Source organism: Neisseria bergeri (genome assembly GCA_003044455.1).
Lineage (GTDB): Bacteria > Pseudomonadota > Gammaproteobacteria > Burkholderiales > Neisseriaceae > Neisseria > Neisseria bergeri.
In genome coordinates this window covers 28,967-47,810 of the sequence record POWY01000011.1, presented here as the reverse complement: position 1 = coordinate 47,810, position 18,844 = coordinate 28,967, and the positions used below count along the sequence as shown (strand labels likewise).

At 51.6% G+C, this 18,844-nt stretch carries 24 protein-coding genes and 1 tRNA gene; 8 read left to right on the top strand and 17 right to left on the bottom strand.

The features are described 5' to 3' along the window. Nucleotides 1-272: 272 nt before the first annotated feature. The 5 genes from DBY86_RS10210 to arsC form a co-directional block, all read right to left on the bottom strand. Nucleotides 273-764 carry a GNAT family N-acetyltransferase gene (locus DBY86_RS10210; protein WP_107819878.1) on the bottom strand — a complete coding sequence of 164 codons (492 nt, stop codon included), beginning with the start codon at nucleotides 762-764 and terminating at the stop codon, nucleotides 273-275. 3 nt (nucleotides 765-767) lie between these two features. After that, the gene (locus DBY86_RS10205; protein WP_107819877.1) at nucleotides 768-1,163 is read right to left on the bottom strand and encodes a hypothetical protein; all 396 of its coding nucleotides are present in this window, start codon (nucleotides 1,161-1,163) and stop codon (nucleotides 768-770) included. A 20-nt stretch (nucleotides 1,164-1,183) separates the two neighbouring features. Further along, nucleotides 1,184-2,578, bottom strand: coding sequence for a glutamate--tRNA ligase (gene gltX, locus DBY86_RS10200; protein ID WP_107819876.1), 1,395 nt, complete (start codon nucleotides 2,576-2,578; stop codon nucleotides 1,184-1,186). Nucleotides 2,579-2,769: 191 nt separating this feature from the next. Continuing rightward, a complete protein-coding gene (locus DBY86_RS10190; RefSeq protein WP_061727342.1) occupies nucleotides 2,770-3,426 on the bottom strand; it encodes a YdcF family protein in 657 nt (218 codons plus the stop codon). Further along, nucleotides 3,423-3,776: an arsenate reductase (glutaredoxin) gene (gene arsC / locus DBY86_RS10185; RefSeq protein WP_002242104.1), complete on the bottom strand. Its 354-nt coding sequence runs from the start codon at nucleotides 3,774-3,776 to the stop codon at nucleotides 3,423-3,425. The genes DBY86_RS10190 and arsC overlap by 4 nt, the downstream gene beginning before the upstream one ends. Before the next feature lie 123 nt (nucleotides 3,777-3,899). Here arsC and DBY86_RS10180 point away from each other — a divergent pair, with 123 nt between their 5' ends. From DBY86_RS10180 to DBY86_RS10160, 4 genes are all read left to right on the top strand, one after another. Continuing rightward, entirely contained in the window at nucleotides 3,900-4,382 is a 483-nt protein-coding gene (locus DBY86_RS10180; RefSeq protein WP_107819875.1) for a TlpA disulfide reductase family protein, read from the top strand. A 194-nt stretch (nucleotides 4,383-4,576) separates the two neighbouring features. Beyond that, nucleotides 4,577-5,227 (top strand): cell division ATP-binding protein FtsE, encoded by a 651-nt coding sequence (locus tag DBY86_RS10170; protein ID WP_107819874.1) that lies wholly within the window; start codon nucleotides 4,577-4,579, stop codon nucleotides 5,225-5,227. Continuing rightward, the gene (ftsX, locus tag DBY86_RS10165; RefSeq protein WP_107819873.1) at nucleotides 5,224-6,141 is read left to right on the top strand and encodes a permease-like cell division protein FtsX; all 918 of its coding nucleotides are present in this window, start codon (nucleotides 5,224-5,226) and stop codon (nucleotides 6,139-6,141) included. The genes DBY86_RS10170 and ftsX overlap by 4 nt, the downstream gene beginning before the upstream one ends. Nucleotides 6,142-6,228: 87 nt before the next feature. Beyond that, on the top strand, nucleotides 6,229-6,477 hold the full coding sequence (locus tag DBY86_RS10160) for a BolA family protein (protein WP_025458127.1): 249 nt from the start codon (nucleotides 6,229-6,231) through the stop codon (nucleotides 6,475-6,477). Nucleotides 6,478-6,544: 67 nt separating this feature from the next. Here the strand turns inward: DBY86_RS10160 and DBY86_RS10155 are convergent, their stop codons facing one another. From DBY86_RS10155 to DBY86_RS10105, 11 genes are all read right to left on the bottom strand, one after another. Further along, entirely contained in the window at nucleotides 6,545-7,723 is a 1,179-nt protein-coding gene (locus DBY86_RS10155; RefSeq protein ID WP_107819872.1) for a phosphoglycerate kinase, read from the bottom strand. Between the two features lie 80 nt (nucleotides 7,724-7,803). Next, nucleotides 7,804-9,057 carry a UDP-N-acetylglucosamine 1-carboxyvinyltransferase gene (murA, locus tag DBY86_RS10150; RefSeq protein ID WP_107819871.1) on the bottom strand — a complete coding sequence of 418 codons (1,254 nt, stop codon included), beginning with the start codon at nucleotides 9,055-9,057 and terminating at the stop codon, nucleotides 7,804-7,806. Nucleotides 9,058-9,429: 372 nt separating this feature from the next. Then, a tRNA-Lys gene (locus DBY86_RS10145) sits at nucleotides 9,430-9,505 on the bottom strand. A 68-nt stretch (nucleotides 9,506-9,573) separates the two neighbouring features. Next, on the bottom strand, nucleotides 9,574-10,548 hold the full coding sequence (locus tag DBY86_RS10140) for a TerC family protein (protein WP_107819870.1): 975 nt from the start codon (nucleotides 10,546-10,548) through the stop codon (nucleotides 9,574-9,576). Nucleotides 10,549-10,580: 32 nt separating this feature from the next. Then, nucleotides 10,581-11,030, bottom strand: coding sequence for a CopD family copper resistance protein (locus DBY86_RS10135; protein ID WP_107819869.1), 450 nt, complete (start codon nucleotides 11,028-11,030; stop codon nucleotides 10,581-10,583). Nucleotides 11,031-11,070: 40 nt separating this feature from the next. Next, the gene (gene waaA, locus DBY86_RS10130; RefSeq protein WP_107819868.1) at nucleotides 11,071-12,342 is read right to left on the bottom strand and encodes a lipid IV(A) 3-deoxy-D-manno-octulosonic acid transferase; all 1,272 of its coding nucleotides are present in this window, start codon (nucleotides 12,340-12,342) and stop codon (nucleotides 11,071-11,073) included. A gap of 62 nt (nucleotides 12,343-12,404) precedes the next feature. After that, nucleotides 12,405-13,853, bottom strand: a complete 1,449-nt coding sequence (gene gnd, locus DBY86_RS10125) for a decarboxylating NADP(+)-dependent phosphogluconate dehydrogenase (RefSeq protein ID WP_107819867.1) — start codon at nucleotides 13,851-13,853, stop codon at nucleotides 12,405-12,407. A gap of 79 nt (nucleotides 13,854-13,932) precedes the next feature. Then, the gene (locus tag DBY86_RS10120) at nucleotides 13,933-14,196 is read right to left on the bottom strand and encodes a hypothetical protein (RefSeq protein ID WP_234403434.1); all 264 of its coding nucleotides are present in this window, start codon (nucleotides 14,194-14,196) and stop codon (nucleotides 13,933-13,935) included. 329 nt (nucleotides 14,197-14,525) lie between these two features. Continuing rightward, nucleotides 14,526-15,449 (bottom strand): UDP-3-O-acyl-N-acetylglucosamine deacetylase, encoded by a 924-nt coding sequence (gene lpxC, locus DBY86_RS10115; protein WP_107819865.1) that lies wholly within the window; start codon nucleotides 15,447-15,449, stop codon nucleotides 14,526-14,528. 163 nt (nucleotides 15,450-15,612) lie between these two features. After that, entirely contained in the window at nucleotides 15,613-15,942 is a 330-nt protein-coding gene (locus DBY86_RS10110; RefSeq protein ID WP_107819864.1) for an FKBP-type peptidyl-prolyl cis-trans isomerase, read from the bottom strand. A 77-nt stretch (nucleotides 15,943-16,019) separates the two neighbouring features. Next, on the bottom strand, nucleotides 16,020-16,178 hold the full coding sequence (locus DBY86_RS10105; RefSeq protein WP_107819895.1) for a DUF2061 domain-containing protein: 159 nt from the start codon (nucleotides 16,176-16,178) through the stop codon (nucleotides 16,020-16,022). Nucleotides 16,179-16,209: 31 nt separating this feature from the next. Between DBY86_RS10105 and DBY86_RS10100 the strand changes: the two genes are divergently transcribed. The 3 genes from DBY86_RS10100 (at nucleotide 16,210) to DBY86_RS10090 (ending at nucleotide 17,459) form a co-directional block, all read left to right on the top strand. Further along, complete coding sequence (locus DBY86_RS10100; RefSeq protein WP_199901090.1) at nucleotides 16,210-16,425, top strand: DNA/RNA non-specific endonuclease; 216 nt, start codon at nucleotides 16,210-16,212, stop codon at nucleotides 16,423-16,425. A 70-nt stretch (nucleotides 16,426-16,495) separates the two neighbouring features. Continuing rightward, a complete protein-coding gene (locus DBY86_RS10095) occupies nucleotides 16,496-16,969 on the top strand; it encodes a hypothetical protein (RefSeq protein WP_003712413.1) in 474 nt (157 codons plus the stop codon). 34 nt (nucleotides 16,970-17,003) lie between these two features. After that, a complete protein-coding gene (locus tag DBY86_RS10090) occupies nucleotides 17,004-17,459 on the top strand; it encodes a hypothetical protein (protein ID WP_107819863.1) in 456 nt (151 codons plus the stop codon). Between the two features lie 77 nt (nucleotides 17,460-17,536). On the opposite strand, the gene DBY86_RS13120 is transcribed toward DBY86_RS10090, so the two are convergent. Next, nucleotides 17,537-17,695, bottom strand: a complete 159-nt coding sequence (locus DBY86_RS13120; RefSeq protein ID WP_159068584.1) for a hypothetical protein — start codon at nucleotides 17,693-17,695, stop codon at nucleotides 17,537-17,539. 121 nt (nucleotides 17,696-17,816) lie between these two features. Here DBY86_RS13120 and DBY86_RS10080 point away from each other — a divergent pair, with 121 nt between their 5' ends. Continuing rightward, nucleotides 17,817-18,770: a D-2-hydroxyacid dehydrogenase gene (locus DBY86_RS10080; protein WP_107819862.1), complete on the top strand. Its 954-nt coding sequence runs from the start codon at nucleotides 17,817-17,819 to the stop codon at nucleotides 18,768-18,770. The last annotated feature ends 74 nt before the right edge of the window (nucleotides 18,771-18,844 follow it).

The following is an 18,844-nucleotide window of genomic DNA, read 5'->3' as shown; positions in this document are numbered from 1 at the left end:
CCGTTGGCGGAGCAGCATCAAACCATATGGAAAAATCTGTGTATAAACTTTATAGTGGATTAACATAAATCAGGACAAGGCGACGAAGCCGCAGACAGTACAAATAGTACGGAAGCGATTCACTTGGTGCTTCAGCACCTTAGAGAATCGTTCTCTTTGAGCTGAGGCGAGACAACGCCGTACTGGTTTTTGTTAATCCACTATATCTGACAGGAAGTTTCCAAACATAAAAATGCCGTCTGAGCTGTTCAGACGGCATCTGTCCATTCGGCTTAAACCTTATTCATATCCAAACGCATAACCGTAACCCATTCACCGTTATGGAAATGTCGCCCGACAACCGCCCAGCCGAATGATTCATAAAATATTTGCACATCAGGCGTATAAAGATACAAGAACTTTATCCCCAGCGAACGCGCTGCGCCTATGCAGTGGGCGACCAGCCTCCTGCCAATGCCTTTTCCGCGATATTCAGGTAAAACAAAGACATCCCCCAACCAATATTCATACTGTGGAAAACTTTCCATATCATGCCGCTTGACCGCAGCCGAACCCAACAGGGTTCCGGAATCATCCACAGCCGCAAAAGCCAGCGGCAGTTCGTCATCCTTCAAACACCTGCCGTAATAGGCACGAATCTTATCCACAGAAGACCACGGTTCAAATCCGTGCCACTCCTCAAACAACGCCTGAACCAACCTGCCGATATGCCCGGCTTTCAGCCGTGTGATGGAAACAGTATTGTCCACAAAGAGGGAATTCATCGGTCAATTCCCCGACGCCTTTGTTCCCCCCGCACCGTAAACCGCATTCCAAGCATGGTCCAAACGCACTCCGATTTGCCTCAGCTCTTCAGCCTGCCGGGCTTTTTGCGCCATTGCAGCAGGAATTTCCGCTTCCAAACGGGTAATATCCGCCTGCGCCACCTGCAACCGTCGGCGCGCATCTTCCAAATCCGACTGCATCCCGATAATTTTTCCATCAAGATTGTTTTGTTTTTGCAATAAGGCGCGGTAACCGGATTGGATACTGAGCAAATTGTCTTCAGCATCCCCCGCCCATACACTGGTAGAAAAAACAACCATCAGAAAATACAATATTTTTTTCATTTTTAACTTCCGTTTAAATGCCGTCTGAAGCCGCATTCCGACATCAGACGGCATTGCCCGCACCTATGGATAACTTAAGCGCGGATGCGTTTCAACACTTCCTCTTTGCCGATTAATGCCAACACGGCATCGACGCTTGGGGTTTTCGCCGTGCCGCAGACAGCGAGGCGCAAAGGCATACCGAGTTTGCCCATTTTAATACCTTCTTCGTCACAGAAGGGTTTGAACAAGTCGTGGATGGCTTCGGCATTCCAGTCTTCCAGCCCTTCGAGGCGTTCGGCGAAGCGCAGCATACGGGCGGCGGCTTCGTCGTCCCAGTGTTTTTGCACGTCAGCTTCGGCAGGGACTTGTTTTTTGTAGAAATACAGGCATTCGTCTGCCAAGGCGTTCAAATCTTGGGCGCGGTCTTTGACCAGTGCCAACACGTCTTCCAACGCAGGTTTTTCGGTTTCATGAATATCGCGCAGGGCAAGGCGCGGTTTGACGAGTTCGGCGAGTTTGCCGTTGGGTGTGATTTTGATGTGTTCGCCGTTAATCCAATAGAGTTTTTTCAAATCCATACGGCTTGGGGATGGGGAAACGTCTTTCAAATCAAACCATTCGATGAATTGTTCCATCGTAAAGAACTCGTCGTCTCCGTGCGCCCAGCCCAAACGCGCCAGATAGTTGAGCATAGCTTCAGGTAGGATGCCCATCGCGCCGAAGTCGGTGATGGCAACGGTATCGCCGCTGCGTTTGGAGATTTTTTTGCCTTGTTCGTTGAGAATCATGGGCAGGTGGCCGTATTCGGGCAGGTTTGCGCCGATGGCTTTTAAGATGTTGATTTGTTTCGGCGTGTTGTTCACATGGTCGTCGCCGCGGATAACGTGGGTAACGCCCATGTCGTAGTCGTCTACGACAACGCAGAAGTTGTAGGTCGGCGTGCCGTCGGCGCGGGCGATAATCAGGTCGTCGAGTGCTTCGTTGGGGATGGAGATTTCGCCTTTGACCAAGTCTGTCCATTTGGTCACGCCGTCCAAAGGCGTTTTGAAGCGGACGACGGGTTGCACGTCAGCAGGGATTTCGGGCAGGGTTTTGCCTTCTTCCGGACGCCAGCGGCGGTCGTAAGTCGCCGAGCCTTCTTTTTCGGCTTTCTCGCGCATGGCTTCCAATTCTTCTTTGGTGCAATAGCAGTAGTAGGCATCGCCTTTTGCCAAGAGTTCGGCAATGACTTCTTTGTAGCGGTCGAAGCGGCAGGTTTGGTACACCACGTTGTCGGCGTTGTCGTAATCGAGACCGACCCATTTCATACCGTCAAGGATGATGTTGACGGATTCGGCGGTGGAACGCGCCAAGTCGGTGTCTTCGATACGCAATAAAAATTCGCCTTTATGATGGCGGGCAAACGCCCACGAAAACAAGGCGGTGCGAACGCCGCCGATGTGCAGGTAGCCGGTGGGGCTGGGGGCGAAACGGGTTTTGACGGTCATGATGGCTCCGAAATCTTTGAAAGCGTTTATTTTACTGTTTTTACCGTGCTTGAGCATCAAAAATGCCGTCCGAACCCAGCCTATGGATAAGTTTCAGACGGCATTTTCCTTGTTTTCAATGCTTCGGCACGCGGAACAGTGTATCACGCGCCGCCGACCGGATTCCTTCGGGATTGCGTCCGAAAAAAAGTTCAATGAAACAGCCAATTGAAAAAATCCCGCCCCCATTTTTCCAAACGGTAGAGGGATAACGCATATCCCTCTTGCAGCATAAAGATTTTTTTCTTATTTCCCGCATCAAACCGCGTGGTCGGCGTGGCAGACATATAAACGCGGACACCCAAATCCTCCGCCATTTCCGCCGCCCGCGCCAAATGGTAGGGATCGCTGACAATCACCACGCTGGCAATACCGTTGGCACGCAAAACCGGACGGATGTTGTTCAGGTTTTCATAAGTGTTGCGCGAAGTGTTTTCAAACAGGATGTTGCGCGCCGGAACCCCCTGTTTTAGCGCGTACCGCCGCCCGACCTCGGCTTCGGTCATATAGCCTTTTTTGGTCCGGCCTCCCGTAAACACGATTTTGCCTACCCTGCGGCTTTGGTAAAGCGCGATGGCGTGGTTGATGCGTTCCCGAAAAACCGGGGAGGGGCGTTTGTCCCACGCGGCAGCCCCCAACACCAGCGCGGCATCCGCCCGGACATACGGCGGCAAAACCTGCCCGCCCGTCCGATAAACCGCCCAAACGGATGAGGCAAACACCAGCAAAAGTGGAAAAACACTCAAACAGAAACCGCCCAACAGGTAATAGCGCAAGCCGTTGCGGCTGCAAAACAGCCGTTTGTTCACAATACCGCTTCGATATTTTCCAACGGCCTGCCGACAGCCGCCTTACCGTTCGCCAAAACAATCGGACGCTCCAACAGGGCGGGATGATCGGCGATGGCACGCAGCAGCGCGTCATTGTCCAAATCGGGGTTGTCCAAACCCAATTCCTTATACAAATCATCTTTCACGCGCATCATCCCGCGCGCCGATGCCAAGCCCAATTTGTTGAAAATATCCTTCAATTCGGACAAGTCGGGCGGCGTATCCAAATATTTGACCACTTCGGCAGCAATGCCGCGTTCTTCCAATAGGGACAAGGCGGCACGCGATTTGCTGCAACGCGGATTGTGGAAAATTTTGATTTCAGACATGACATTTCCTTACTTCTCGACAATCCCCTTATTATCGGCTTACGCAGGGTTTTACTCAATATCCCGCCTCCAACCGTACCAAACGGTTTACAATACCCGAATCGACATACAAAGGACAAAACGATGAAATACTTGAATCTTGCCGCAATCGCCCTTGCCGCCACATTTGCCGCACATACCGCCTCGGCAGACGAACTTGCCGGATGGAAAGACAACACCCCGCAAAGCCTGCAATCGCTCAAAGCCCCCGTCCGCATCGTCAACCTGTGGGCGACTTGGTGCGGCCCGTGCCGAAAAGAGATGCCCGCCATGTCCAAATGGTACAAGGCGCAGAAAAAAGGCAGCGTCGATATGGTCGGCATCACACTCGATACATCCGACAATATCGGCAACTTCCTCAAACAAACTCCTGTTTCCTACCCGATTTGGCGTTACACCGGGGCGAACAGCCGAAACTTTATGAAATCCTACGGAAACAATGTCGGCGTACTGCCCTTTACCGTCGTCGAAGCCCCGAAATGCGGATACAGGCAGACCATTACCGGGGAGGCAAACGAAAAAAGCCTGACCGAAGCCGTCAAACTCGCCCGTTCAAAATGCCGTTAAATGCCGGATGCCGTCTGAAGCCGCTTCAGACGGCATTTTTCTTTTCCACCCGCCTGCCGGTGCAAACTTATCCACTATCTAAAAACAGGCGGAATCTTTATAATCGGCACTGTCTTACCTATTGTTCAGACGGCATATCCCTGCGGACGCAACCGCCCGAAACGATATGCCGCCCATTCCTCACAGGACCTCCTATGATCCGTTTCGAACAAGTTTCCAAAACCTATCCCGGCGGTTTTGAAGCCCTGAAAAACGTCAGCTTCCAAATCAACAAAGGCGAGATGATTTTTATCGCGGGACACTCCGGTTCGGGCAAATCCACCGTCCTCAAGCTGATTTCGGGCATCACCAAGCCGAGCAGGGGCAAAATCCTGTTTAACGGGCAGAACCTCGGCACATTGTCCGACAACCAAATCGGCTTTATGCGCCAACACATCGGCATCGTGTTCCAAGACCACAAAATCCTCTACGACCGCAATGTCCTGCAAAACGTCATCCTCCCGCTGCGGATTATCGGTTATCAGCCGCGCAAAGCCGAAGAACGTGCCCGCATCGCCATTGAAAAAGTCGGCTTGAAAGGGCGAGAATTGGACGATCCCGTAACCCTCTCGGGCGGTGAACAACAACGCCTGTGCATTGCCCGCGCCGTCGTTCACCAGCCCAGCCTGCTGATTGCCGACGAACCCTCAGCCAACCTCGACCGCGCCTACGCGCTCGACATCATGGAATTGTTCAAAACCTTCCACGAAGCAGGAACCACCGTCATCGTTGCCGCCCATGACGAAACCCTTATGGCGGACTACGGACACCACATCCTGCGCCTCTCGAAAGGACGACTCGCATGAGCATCATCCACTACGTCTCGCTACACGTCGAATCCGCACGCACCGCGCTCAAACAACTCATGCTCCAACCTGTCGGCACAATACTGACCCTCCTGATGCTCGCCGTCGCCATGACCCTGCCGCTGTTTATGTATCTGGGCATCCAAAGCGGGCAAAGCGTGTTGGGCAAACTCAACGAGTCGCCGCAAATCACAATCTATATGGAAACCGCCGCCGCACAAAGCGACAGCGATACCGTCCGCAGCCTGCTGACGCGCGACAAACGGATTGACAACGTCCGCTTCATCGGCAAGGAAGACGGTTTGGCAGAATTGCAGTCCAATCTCGACCAAAATCTGATTTCCATGCTTGACGGCAACCCCCTGCCGGATGTCTTTATCGTTACCCCCGACCCGGCAACCACGCCCGACCAAATGCAGGCAATCTACCGGGACATTACCAAACTGCCTATGGTCGAATCCGCCAACATGGATACGGAATGGGTACAGACACTGTACCAAATCAACGAATTCATCCGTAAAATTTTATGGTTTCTTTCACTGACGCTGGGGATGGCGTTCGTCCTTGTCGCGCACAACACCATCCGCCTGCAAATCCTCAGCCGAAAAGAAGAAATCGAAATCACCAAGCTGCTCGGCGCGCCCGCATCGTTTATCCGCCGCCCCTTCCTTTATCAAGCCATGTGGCAGAGCATTCTTTCCGCCACCGTCAGTCTGGGGCTTTGCGGCTGGCTGCTCTCCGCCGTGCGCCCGTTGGTCGATGCCATCTTCAAACCCTATGGGCTTAATATCGGCTGGCGTTTCTTCTACCCGGGAGAAATCGCGCTGGTGTTCGGCTTCGTCGTCGCACTGGGGATATTAGGGGCATGGCTTGCCACCACCCAACACCTGCTCGGTTTTAAAGCCAGAAAATAATCCTGATAAAATGCCGTCTGAAGCCGTTTTCAGACGGCATTTCAATTTGCCAGTATAATGGCGCATTTTTCCAACAAGGAACCTACCATGCTGACCCTGGAACAAGTAAAAGCCATGATTGAAGGCGTGGCAAAATGCGAACATATCGAAGTAGAAGGCGACGGACACCATTTTTTCGCCGTCATCGTATCATCAGAATTTGAAGGCAAAGCACGCCTTGCACGCCACCGCCTGATTAAAGACGGACTCAAAGCCCAACTGGAAAGCAACGAACTGCACGCACTTTCCATTTCGGTTGCCGCCACTCCGGCGGAATGGGCTGCCAAGGCACAATAACCGCCACACAAAAATGCCGTCTGAAACCATTTCGTTTCAGACGGCATTTTTTTTTATATCAAACCGCTTACGCGCCGCGTTTTTCCAAAGCGGCTACGGCAGGCAGCTCTTTGCCTTCCAAGAATTCGAGGAACGCGCCACCTCCGGTGGAGATGTAGCCGATTTGTTCGGTAACGCCGAATTTGGCAATCGCCGCCAGCGTGTCGCCGCCGCCCGCAATCGAGAACGCTTTGCTTTGGGCAATGGCTTCGGCAAGGGCTTTCGTGCCGCCTGCGAATTGGTCAAACTCAAACACGCCGACCGGACCGTTCCACACCACCGTACCGGCGGCTTTGAGCAAATCAGCCAAAGCAGCGGCGGATTTCGGACCGATGTCCAAAATCATATCGTCTTCGGCAACGTCGGCAATGTCTTTGACGACCGCTTCAGCATCGGCGGCAAAGGCTTTGGCAACGACAACATCAGTAGGCAGCGGTACGGAGCCACCTTTGGCCGCCATTTTCGCCATGATTTTTTTGGATTCTTCCACCAAATCATGTTCCGCCAAAGATTTGCCGATGGCTTTGCCCTCCGCCAACAGGAAGGTGTTGGCGATGCCGCCGCCGACGATGAGTTGATCGACTTTGTCCGCCAGCGATTCGAGGATGGTCAGTTTAGTAGACACTTTGCTGCCGGCAACAATCGCCACCATCGGGCGCGCAGGCTCTTTCAGGGCTTTACCCAAAGCGTCGAGTTCGCCCGCCATCAATACGCCAGCGCAGGCAACGGGCGCGGCTTGGGCAACAGCTTCAGTCGAAGCTTGGGCGCGGTGGGCGGTGCCGAACGCATCATTGACGAACACGTCGCACAAAGAAGCGTAGGCTTTACCCAGTTCCAAATCGTTTTTCTTCTCGCCTTTGTTGATGCGCACGTTTTGCAGCATAACGACATCGCCCGCGTTCAGGGCGGGTTTGTTTTCACGCCAGTCGTTCAATACTTTCACGTCTTTGCCCAACAGGCTGCCCAAGTGCGCGGCAACGGGTGCAACATCGTCTTCGGGGTGGAATTCGCCTTCGGTCGGTCGGCCCAAGTGGGTCATCACGATAACGGACGCGCCGTTGTCCAGGCAGTATTTGATGGACGCGAGCGAGGCGCGGATACGGGTGTCGTCGCTGATTTTGCCGTCTTTGAACGGCACGTTCATATCGGCGCGGATGAGGACGGTTTTACCCCGCACGTTTTGTTCGGTCAGTTTTAAAAATGCCATAATCGGTCCTTTTCAATCAGTGTTTGCGATACAGAAACAATTGATGCCGTCTGAAGCCTTCAGACGGCATCGCAACCCGATCAGCCGGATACGCGCTCGATGTTCGCGCCGACGCTGCCGAGTTTTTTTTCAATATTTTCATAACCGCGATCCAAATGGTAAATCTGTTCGACCACGGTTTCGCCGCGTGCCGCCAAACCGGCGATAACGAGGCTTGCGGACGCGCGCAAATCCGTCGCCTTGACGACCGCACCGGAAAGCTGTTCCACACCCTGCACAAATGCCGTATTGCCCTCGGTTGTAATGTTCGCCCCCATCCGGTTCAACTCGGGGACGTGCATAAAGCGGTTTTCAAAAATCGTTTCCACCACGCGGCAGCTTCCCTCCGCCACGGCATTCAATGCCATAAACTGCGCCTGCATATCCGTGGGGAAGCCGGGATGGACGACTGTACGGATATCCACTGCCTTTGGACGTTGACGCATATCGATGGCAATCCAATCGTCTCCGACTTCGATTAACGCCCCGGCCTCAACCAATTTGTCCAACACCACTTCCATGGTTTTCGGTGCGGCATTTCGCAAAACCACCTTGCCGCCGGTCATTGCCACCGCACACAGGAACGTACCCGCTTCAATCCGGTCGGGGACAACGCTGTGTTCGCAGCCGTGCAACTCATCCACCCCTTCCACAATCATGGTTGAGGTTCCTATACCGCTGATTTTCGCGCCCATCTTTATCAGGCATTCAGCCAAATCAACCACCTCAGGCTCAATGGCGCAATTTTCCAAAACCGTCGTACCCTCGGCCAGAGTAGCCGCCATCAGCAGGTTTTCCGTACCGCCGACCGTTACCACATCCATTGCCACACGCGTGCCTTTAAGCTTACCCTTGGCTTTGACGTAACCGTGTTCGATAACAATCTCAGCACCCATCGCTTCTAAGCCTTTCAAATGCTGGTCGACAGGGCGGGAACCGATGGCACAACCGCCCGGCAGGCTGACTTGCGCCTCACCGAAACGCGCCAGCGTAGGGCCGAGTACCAAAATTGAGGCGCGCATGGTTCTGACCAATTCGTAAGGGGCGCAGGTATTGTTTACCGTACCTCCGTTGATTTCAAATTCACTGATATTGTCGGTCAGAACGCGTGCGCCCATCCCTTGAAGCAGCTTTTGCGTGGTTTTCACATCTGCCAGCATAGGGACATTTTTCAGGCGCAACGTACCCGATGTCAGCAAACCCGCGCACATCAGCGGCAATGCCGCGTTTTTCGCGCCCGAGACCGTTATTTCCCCGTTGAGCGGGCCGTTTGCGGAGATTTTCAGTTTGTCCACGTTTGTTCTTTCCTGGTGGGTACTTGTATAGTGAATTAAATTTAAATCAGGACAAGGCGACGAAGCCGCAGACAGTACAAGCAGTACGGAACCGATTCACTTGGTGCTTCAGCACCTTAGAGAATCGTTCTCTTTGAGCTAAGGCGAAGCAACGCCGTACTGGTTTAAATTTAACCCGCTATAATATTTCAATACTTGGGACAACGCACAAAGCATCACCCGATGAAGGTTGCAGAGGCGGAATTATAAGGGATTTTCGGGAAAAATACGGAAGCCGCACCAAAGAATTTGACGAAATGCCGCGCTTTCCGAACAAGGATTGTCGGAAGACAAAAAAGCCGAGTTTTGAAAACTCGGCTTTTTTGTTTTATCTGGTGGGTCGTGAGCGATTCGAACGCTCGACCAACGGATTAAAAGTCCGCTGCTCTACCGACTGAGCTAACGACCCGATAAGCCCGAAATTCTATACATCAAGCCTGATGCTGTCAACTATTTTGTCGGCGTTCAGACGGCATTTTATTTATCAGGCTGTTTTTTCGTATAAATTAACGAGGTCAGTATCGATGCACCCAACGCGCCGAAGACGACCGACAGCGAAACGGAAATCGGGATATGCACCCAATGCATTACCAGCATTTTCACACCGATAAAACTCAACACGAATGCCAAGCCGTATTTCAGGAAGATAAAGCGTTCCGCCACATCCGCCAGCAGGAAATACATCGCCCGCAAGCCCAGAATTGCAAAAATATTGGAAGTCAGCACGATAAACGGATCGGTGGTAACGGCAAAGACGGCGGGAATGCTGTCCACGGCAAACACGACATCGCTCAATTCAATCATGACCAGCACCAAAAACAGCGGCGTGGCGATTTTTTTGCCGTTTTCGACGGTAAAAAATTTCTCGCCGTGAAACTCCGTGCCGACCGGAACGACTTTCTTGACGGCATTCAGCAGCCTGCTGTTTGCCAAATCCTCTTCCTCATCACCTTCGGGCTTCATCATGTGTATGCCGGTATAGAGCAGGAACGCGCCGAACAGATACAGAATCCACTCAAACTGCCGAACCAGTGCAGATCCGACGAAAATCATGACGGTGCGCAATACCAATGCGCCCAATACGCCGTACAGCAGCACGCGGTGCTGAAACTGCGGTGCGACTTTGAAGTAGCCGAATATCATCAGGAACACGAAAATATTGTCGACTGCCAACGATTTTTCCAAAATGTAACCGGTAAAGAATTCCAATACTTTTTCTTTTGCGACTGCCGCGCCGTAGCCGGGATTGCCGGCGAGTTCGAAATACAGCCATCCGGCAAACAGGCAGGATACGGCAACCCACAAGCCGCTCCATGCCAAGGCTTCTTTGACACCGACTTTATGGCTGCCGTTTTTCTTCAGCGAAAACATATCCAAGGCAATCATGACCAGCACTGCCGCAAAAAAAACGCCGTAAAACAACGGCGACCCGATACCGGGATATTCTGTCATGGTTCAATCTCCTGATTTGAAATGTAGTTGTGTTACCAACCGATATAAAACATCGCTTTTGCCAAAAACACAATCAGCAGCATATGGGTAAAGACGACGGCGTGTATGTATTTCGACCAGCCGACCGTCAGTGTGGAACGCGCCATTTTGACGACGGCGATGGCGAAATGCGCCAACACGCTGAACGCCAACAGGATTTTCAGCGTCAGCATCGTACCGAAGGAAGTGGCAAACGGTTCGCCCAATATAGGAAGGTAGCGGTTTGCCGCCATCACGATGCCGCTGGCGAACAGCAGTCCGACCACAAACGGCATCACCCTGACGGCACGGTAGGACATTGCCTTTTCCACTTCGCGCCGCGCCTCGCGCGACACCCGTCCCGTGTGCAGGACGGACAAAACCAGCACTTCAAAAAACACGCCGCCGACAAAGGCAATGGCGCAATACAGGTGGACGATGTGCGCGACGGCATAAATACTCATACGATGCTCCAACCGGAAAACTCGGATACGGATTGTATCACTATCGCCCCCGATGTCCGCATACCGATTCCCACACCGCCTCGGCGATTCTCGCGCCCGCTCCGCGATGTTGTGCGATAAAGCCGTCCACGCGCGCCTGCATCCGCATTCCGCCCCCCTCGTCCGATAAGGTTTTTTCAACGGCTTCCCGCCACGCGTCCGCCGACTCGACTTGAACCGCCGCACCCGATGCCAAGGCGTGCCGGCAGGCTTCGGAAAAATTGTAGGTCGAAAAGCCGAATATCGTCGGAACGCCGCAGGAAAGCGGTTCGATGATGTTCTGACAGCCCGAGTCGACCAGACTGCCGCCGACAAAAGCGACATCGGCACACAGGTAATACGCATACAGCTCGCCCATACTGTCGCCTATCCACACCTGCGTATCGGGTTCGACCGGCAAACCGTCGCTGCGCCGCTGAACCTTAAACCCGAAGCGTTTTGCCGTTTCAAATGCCGTCTGAAAATGCTCGGGATGGCGCGGCACAACGACCAGCAGGGCATCGCCGCGATATTGTTGCCACGCCGCCAGCAGTTTTTCCGCCTCGTCCTCGCCCCGATAAACGCGCGTGCTGCCGCACACGGCAACCTGCCGGCCTCCGATTCGTTTTTCAAACTGCCCCGCCAGCGTCTTCATCTGTTCAGACGGCATCAGGTCGTATTTGGTATTGCCGCACACCCGTACGGATGCCGCGCCCAATTCCGCCAACCGCGCCGCATCCGCCTCCGTCTGCGCCAGACAGCCCGTCAGCGAAGCGGCTGCAGGACGGATCAGGCGGCGGACTTTCAGATAACCGTTCAGCGATTTTTCCGACAGCCGCGCATTCGCCAAAAACAGCGGCACCCCCGCGCGCCGGCATTCCTTCATCAGATTGGGCCAGATTTCGGTTTCCATCAAAATGCCGAACATCGGGCGGTGTTCGTGCAAAAACTGCCGCACCCACGTTTTTTTGTCATACGGAAGATAGCGGCATTGCGCATCGGGAAACAGAACTTGCGCGGTTTCCCGTCCCGTCGGGGTCATCTGCGTCATCAGCAGCGGCGCATCGGGAAAACGCTGCCGCAACTCGCGTATCAAGGGCTGGGCGGCACGCGTTTCCCCGACCGAAACGGCGTGTATCCAAACCGCGCCGGTAACGGGATTCGGATACGGCTTGCCGAAACGCTCGTCCCGATGCGCCCGATATGCCGGGGCGCTTCCGGAGCGTTTGTCCAAATAACGCCGTATCCATATCGGCGCAAGCAGCCACAATACATCATAAAGCCATTGGAACATCTTTCTATTTCCTGCAAAACAAATGCCGTCTGAACGGTTCAGACGGCATTTCGGCAACGGAATCAAATATCGTAGGTTGTCGAAGCGGTATCTCCGCCCTTGCCCGTCCAGTTGGTATGGAAAAACTCGCCGCGCGGTTTGTCGGTGCGCTCGTAAGTGTGCGCGCCGAAGTAGTCGCGTTGTGCCTGCAAGAGGTTGGCAGGCAGACGTTCGGTCGTGTAGCCGTCCAAGAACGTGATGGCGGATACCGTGCAGGGCATAGGGATGCCGCATTCGACCGCCTTGGCAACCACCTTGCGCCATGCCGGCAGGCAGTTTTCCAAAATATTTTTGAAATACGGATCTGCACCCAAGAACACCAAATCGGGATTGTTTTCATACGCGTCGCGGATATTGCCCAAAAACGCGCTGCGGATGATGCAGCCTTCGCGCCACAGCAGCGCAGTGTTGCCGTAGTCCAAATCCCAGCCGTAGCTTTCGCCCGCTTCGCGGATCAGCATAAAGCCTTGTGCGTAGGAAATGATTTTGGATGCAAGCAGGGCCTGTCTCAACGCCTCGACCCATTCTTGTTTGCCGCCTTCGACGGGCGTAACGGTTCGGGCGAACAGCTTGCCGGTCTGCACGCGCTGTTCTTTGAACGACGAAACGCAGCGGGCGAATACCGCTTCGGAAATCAGCGTCAGCGGAATACCCAAATCCAAGGCATTGATGCCCGTCCACTTGCCCGTGCCTTTTTGCCCTGCCGTATCGAGGATTTTCTCGACCAGCGGCTCGCCGCCTTCGTCTTTATAGCCCAAAATTGCCGCTGTGATTTCAATCAGATAAGAATCCAGCTCGGTTTTGTTCCACTCGGCAAACACGCGGTGCATTTCGTCGTAGGACAGTCCCAAACCGTCTTTCATGAACTGGTAAGCCTCGCAAATCAACTGCATATCGCCGTATTCGATGCCGTTGTGCACCATTTTGACAAAATGTCCCGCGCCGTCCTTGCCGACCCAGTCGCAACACGGTTCGCCATGCGGCGTTTTGGCGGCAATCGCTTGGAAAATCGGTTTGACGGCTTCCCAAGCGCGTTTATCCCCGCCCGGCATGATGGACGGGCCGCGCCGCGCGCCTTCCTCGCCGCCGGATACGCCCGCGCCGACAAACAAAATCCCTTTTCCGGCAAGGTAATGTGTCCGCCGTGTCGTGTCGGGGTAATTGGCATTGCCGCCGTCGATAATGATGTCGCCTTCTTCCAACAGCGGAAGCAGTTGTTCGATAAAGTCGTCAACCACCGAACCTGCGCGAACCATCATCATGATTTTTCTTGGTTTTGCCAGTTTATCGACCAAGTCTTGCAGGGAGTACGCGCCGATAATACCCGTCCCTTTTGCCGCGCCGTTTAAAAACTCGTCCACTTTATAGGTTGTCCGGTTGTAGGCAACCACCTTAAATCCGCAATCGTTCATATTCAGAATCAGGTTTTGCCCCATAACCGCCAAACCGATTACGCCAATATCGCCTTTCATTGCAGGAAGCTCCGTCATAGATTTAATTTATCGACCGCAACTCTACCTGATTTACACTTGTTTAACAATCCTTAACTTTTTAATTTTTTGAAAAGATGCCTTTACGCTTTGCTGTACCGTTTTGCTGAAGGGTTATGAATAAAATATAAAATTTAAATAATAAAACGATGATTATATTGATATGGGAAGTTTTCTGTGGGTAACTTTTTTTTATTTTTAAAATCATCGGGATTACTGTTTTTAAAGGGTGTCGGTAAGGCGGTTTTCCTTTTGTGCATCCCTGTGGATCGTTTTTCGTGGGGAATAGGCTTTGTGGATAGTTTGCTTGTTGTGCAGATGACATCCCGCTTTTCTTTACCGAATGGCTGCCGGTGCCTTTAAGGACGGGAATGCTGTGGAGATTTGAGCAGGAAATGTGTTTGGAACTTGTGGGGATAAGAAAGTGTCGGCACGGATGTCTTTTTTTCTGCATATTGGCAGGGTGTGCATCCGGATTTGTGTATAAGTGGTGGAGAAAATGAGATTTGCGGGTAAATCTCGTAATATTTCAAAAAGATAACTTTTGGTGGATTGTGTATAAGTAAAGTTTCGGATGGGGATACGTATATAAAAAATGCCGTCTGAAGCGGGTATTTTATCGATTCAGACGGCATTTGTTTGGAAAAGGGGGTGTTATCCACATTTTTTAATGTTCAGCTCGTGAAATGCGTCGGGCAAATCATCGCTGTCGGCAAATTCCACCCATTCGTAAGCCGTTTCGTCTGCCAAAACCGCGCGCAAAAGGGCGTTGTTGATGGCGTGTCCTGATTTGTAGCCTTCAAACGCGCCGACAATCGGGTGTCCGACGATATACAAATCGCCGATGGCATCGAGGATTTTGTGGCGGACAAACTCGTCGGGATAACGCAAGCCTTCGGGATTCAGGACATCCGTGTCGTCAATCACGATGGCGTTGTTCAGATTGCCGCCTAAGCCGAGATTGTGGGCGCGCATCATTTCAACTTCGTGCATAAAGCCGAAAGTGCGCGCGCGTGCGATTTCATCGATGTAGGATTTGCCTGCGAAATCGATTTCAAACGTCGGCGAGCTGCGGTTGAAAACCGGATGGTCGAATTCGATGGTCAGCGTTACCTTAAAGCCGTCGTACGGCGTAAAGCGCACCCATTTGCCCGCTTCCTTGATTTCGACGGGCTTGAGGATTTTCAAAAAACGCTTTTGCGCCTTTTGATCGATCACGCCCGCATCTTGCAAAAGATAAATAAACGGCAGGCTGGAGCCGTCCATAATCGGGATTTCGGGCGCGTTCAAGTCAATCAGCGCATTGTCGATACCGTAGGCGGACAGTGCGGACATGATGTGTTCGATAGTGCCGACGCGCACACCTTTGTCGGTAACGATGGTGGATGAAAGGCGGGTATCGTTGATCAAATAAGGGGTCAGTTTGATTTGCCCGCCCATTTCCCCTTCCAAATCCGTGCGGCGAAATGAAATCCCGCTGTTTTCAGGTGCGGGATGCAGGGTCAGAGCGACCCGTTCGCCGGAATGCAGGCCGACTCCGGTAACGCTGATGGATTTCGCCAAAGTTCTTTGCAGCATAAACCGCTTCCTTATCAATGGGGTAAGTTAGGGAATAATACGATAAAACCGGAAAAACAGGCTATGTTTTTCAATAGTATTTGCCAATACGGATGTTTTATTTAAAACAAAATGCCGTCTGAAACGATTTGTTTGGGTTTCAGACGGCATGGGTCAGGCAGCTTTATTCGTACACTTTCAACAGCTCGACTTCAAATATCAAAGTGGCATGCGGGGGAATCACACCGCCGGCACCATGTGCGCCGTAACCCATTTCTGAAGGGATGGTCAGCTTGCGTTTGCCGCCTTCCGTCATGCCGCCGAAGCCTTCGTCCCAACCTTTGATAACTTGTCCGACGCCGAGCGTGATGGTCAGCGGTTGGCGACGGTCGAGGCTGGAGTCGAATTTGGTTCCGTTTTCCAGCCAGCCGGTGTAGTGGACGGTGATTTCTTTACCCTTTACCGCCTCTTTGCCGAAGCCTTCCTGCAAATCTTCAATAATCAGGCTGCCCATATCTGTCCTTTCGTTGCTTGTTGGTCAAAACGGCAAGGGTAACATACCGTCCGGCGAAGTCAAATGCTGCTCAAACGTCAGCTGCACCGGTGCAGCTGAAACGGCTGTGTTTGTTGGACTGTTTTATTTTTTTCGTAAAGGTTCCATGCTTTTTCATGGAAATAGAAAACGACGGTGTTGATTAGGGGTTCGACCAGCTCGACCGCCCCCGATACGCCTATACTGCCCGTCAGTATATCGGGAGATAGATTTGGCGGGGCTCCAAAGTTGGATAATCTGGTATCCCAGCTTAGCGGAGTTAATTTAAGCAATTATAAAATTCTAGAAAATGAATGGGCAAATGCATTAATGGAAAAGAAACGCGTAACGGTAAATGTCGATATACAATACAATGGAAATAGTTTAAGGCCAGATCATTTTGTTATTCAATATGAAATTGATGGCATTAAAAAAGTTGAAAAGATTTACAACACAGGAAAGTAAAAATGAAATTTAACGAAAATTTAAAATTGAAATTTCCAATAAAGTAATATAAATGAAAAGGTAATGTATTATGAGAATGAATGAACGACAAGCATCTGCTATTCAGGATGTATTTCGAAAATTAGCTTTTGTTGATACAGAACCTGTAGACCTTCCCAATTCAGGGATTGATTGGCAGGAAACAGTAGAGATTATTTACCGGCTGTTTACCTTGAGATGGATGGAATTTTGGCCGCAGAAAGAGATTACGGATGAAGACATCTGGGAGTATTGCCGGAATCTTGCCCGTTATGATCCCGATGCAGATCTTTATTTGAAAAGTCAAGAATTTGATCGTTGGTGGGGATATTATTGGCTTACACATATTAACCTTACCTCTAAGGGAGAATTATTTTATTTTAAATATTTTGATCCCGAAGTAGTGAACAGTGCAGAAGACGACAATGCCGTGAATCCCACCTTTATCGATCATCTTGAAAGCATCTTTGAAGAAAACGATATGCCGTGGGGTAAGATATTTTTTCCCGTACAGAGTATCGAGTAAGCGTAGGCGGCTTGCTGCCTTGTATCTTTTTTCTATGCAAACCCTAGCCGCCGGTGCCCAAGCCTACCAAGAAGATAAGATATCAGAAATACAAAAACGTATGCTTAGCTTGGCACTTGAATTTTCAGGAGAGGGGGTTACCGCTGTCTATATATATGGTGCAAGGGAAAGAAACGTATTGTCTTTTGATGCTTTTTTTAAAGTGGATAATAAAATTATGAGAAAGGAGTCTTTTAATACAAAAGAGATTCAATGGCAGTTTCTTAATCTTGGAATGGAAGATTATTCGGAACTATGCTCTGTCTTTGCCGAGAATCATCAGGAAATTCCAACTCAGTTGAAACTCATATATGACAATGTAAATCAGAAAGCATCCGCTAATTATTCATATGAAAAATTTTTCTCGCATAGAGATGATTTAACACCGGGTAATATTTTTGAACAATGGTTTAAAGAAGAAAAGCAAAAAACAGAAAACCCGTATGGCTAATCATGATTCCATAATGCAGATTAAAGGCAGCCCGAAACCCCATTCAGGCTGTCGTTTGCATTTGGGCACGCTGGCTTTCAGCCTGCTGCTCGGTTTCGGTTCGGCTCTGATTGTGCCCGCAGCCGCAGCACGCAGGTGCAGGATGGCAGCAGCGCCGAAGCCGTCGGCAGCTCGCTGTAGATTATACTGAAGGCGACGCTGAAATGCAGTGCGGCAAAAGTCAGGGTTTTAAGCATTATCCTCTCCCGGATTGGACATTGACGGAGAGATGATAAAGATTATCATAAGGCTGTGCGGTTTAAATTTGCTATTCGCTGTTAGTGTAAATAAATCATTTTCCAAATAAGGATAGAAATTATGAATCATAAAAAGATCGTTGTTTTGGATGCGGATACTTTGCCCGGTCGGACTTTTCACTTCGATTTCCCACACGAGCTTGCGGTTTACGGCACGACAGATGCCGCGGAAACGGCAGAACGGGTGCGCGACGCACATATTGTCATTACCAATAAGGTTATGATTTCAGAGGATATTATTGCAAACACGCCGCGGCTTGAATTGATTGCCGTCAGCGCGACCGGCGTGAACAATGTCGATATCGGGGCGGCGGAGGCGGCGGGCGTTGCGGTATGCAATGTCCGCGCTTACGGAAACGAATCGGTTGCGGAACACGCCTTTATGCTGATGATTGCGTTGATGCGGAATTTGCCCGCCTATCAGCGTGATGTTGCGGCAGGATTATGGGAAAAGTCGCCGTTTTTCTGCCATTACGGCGCGCCGATTCGGGATTTGAACGGCAAAACGCTGGCGGTTTTCGGACGCGGCAATATCGGGCGGACGCTTGCCCGATACGCGCAGGCATTCGGTATGGGGGTGGTGTTTGCCGAACACAAACACGCTCCCGATGTGCGCGAAGGCTATGTTTCCTTTGAAGATGCGGTACAGGCTGCTGATGTGTTGTCGCTGCACTGTCCGCTAAACGCCCAAACTGAAAATATGATAGGCGAAAACGAATTACAGCAGATGAAGCCCGGTGCGGTTTTGATCAATTGCGGGCGCGGCGGGCTGGTGGATGAAAACGCGCTGGTTGCCGCACTCAAATACGGGCAGATTGGCGGGGCAGGTGTCGATGTTTTGACGGAGGAACCGCCGAGGGGCGGCAATCCCTTGCTGAATGCACGATTACCCAATCTGATTGTTACACCGCATACCGCGTGGGCGAGCCGCGAGGCTTTGGATAGGCTGTTCGATATATTGTTGGCGAACATTCATGCCTTTGTGAAAGGCGAGGCGCAAAACCGAGTGGTTTGAGCTTTGTCGGGATAACGAAAAACAATGCCGTCTGAAGACCTCAAGGGTTCAGACGGCATTGTTTTTGATATTTC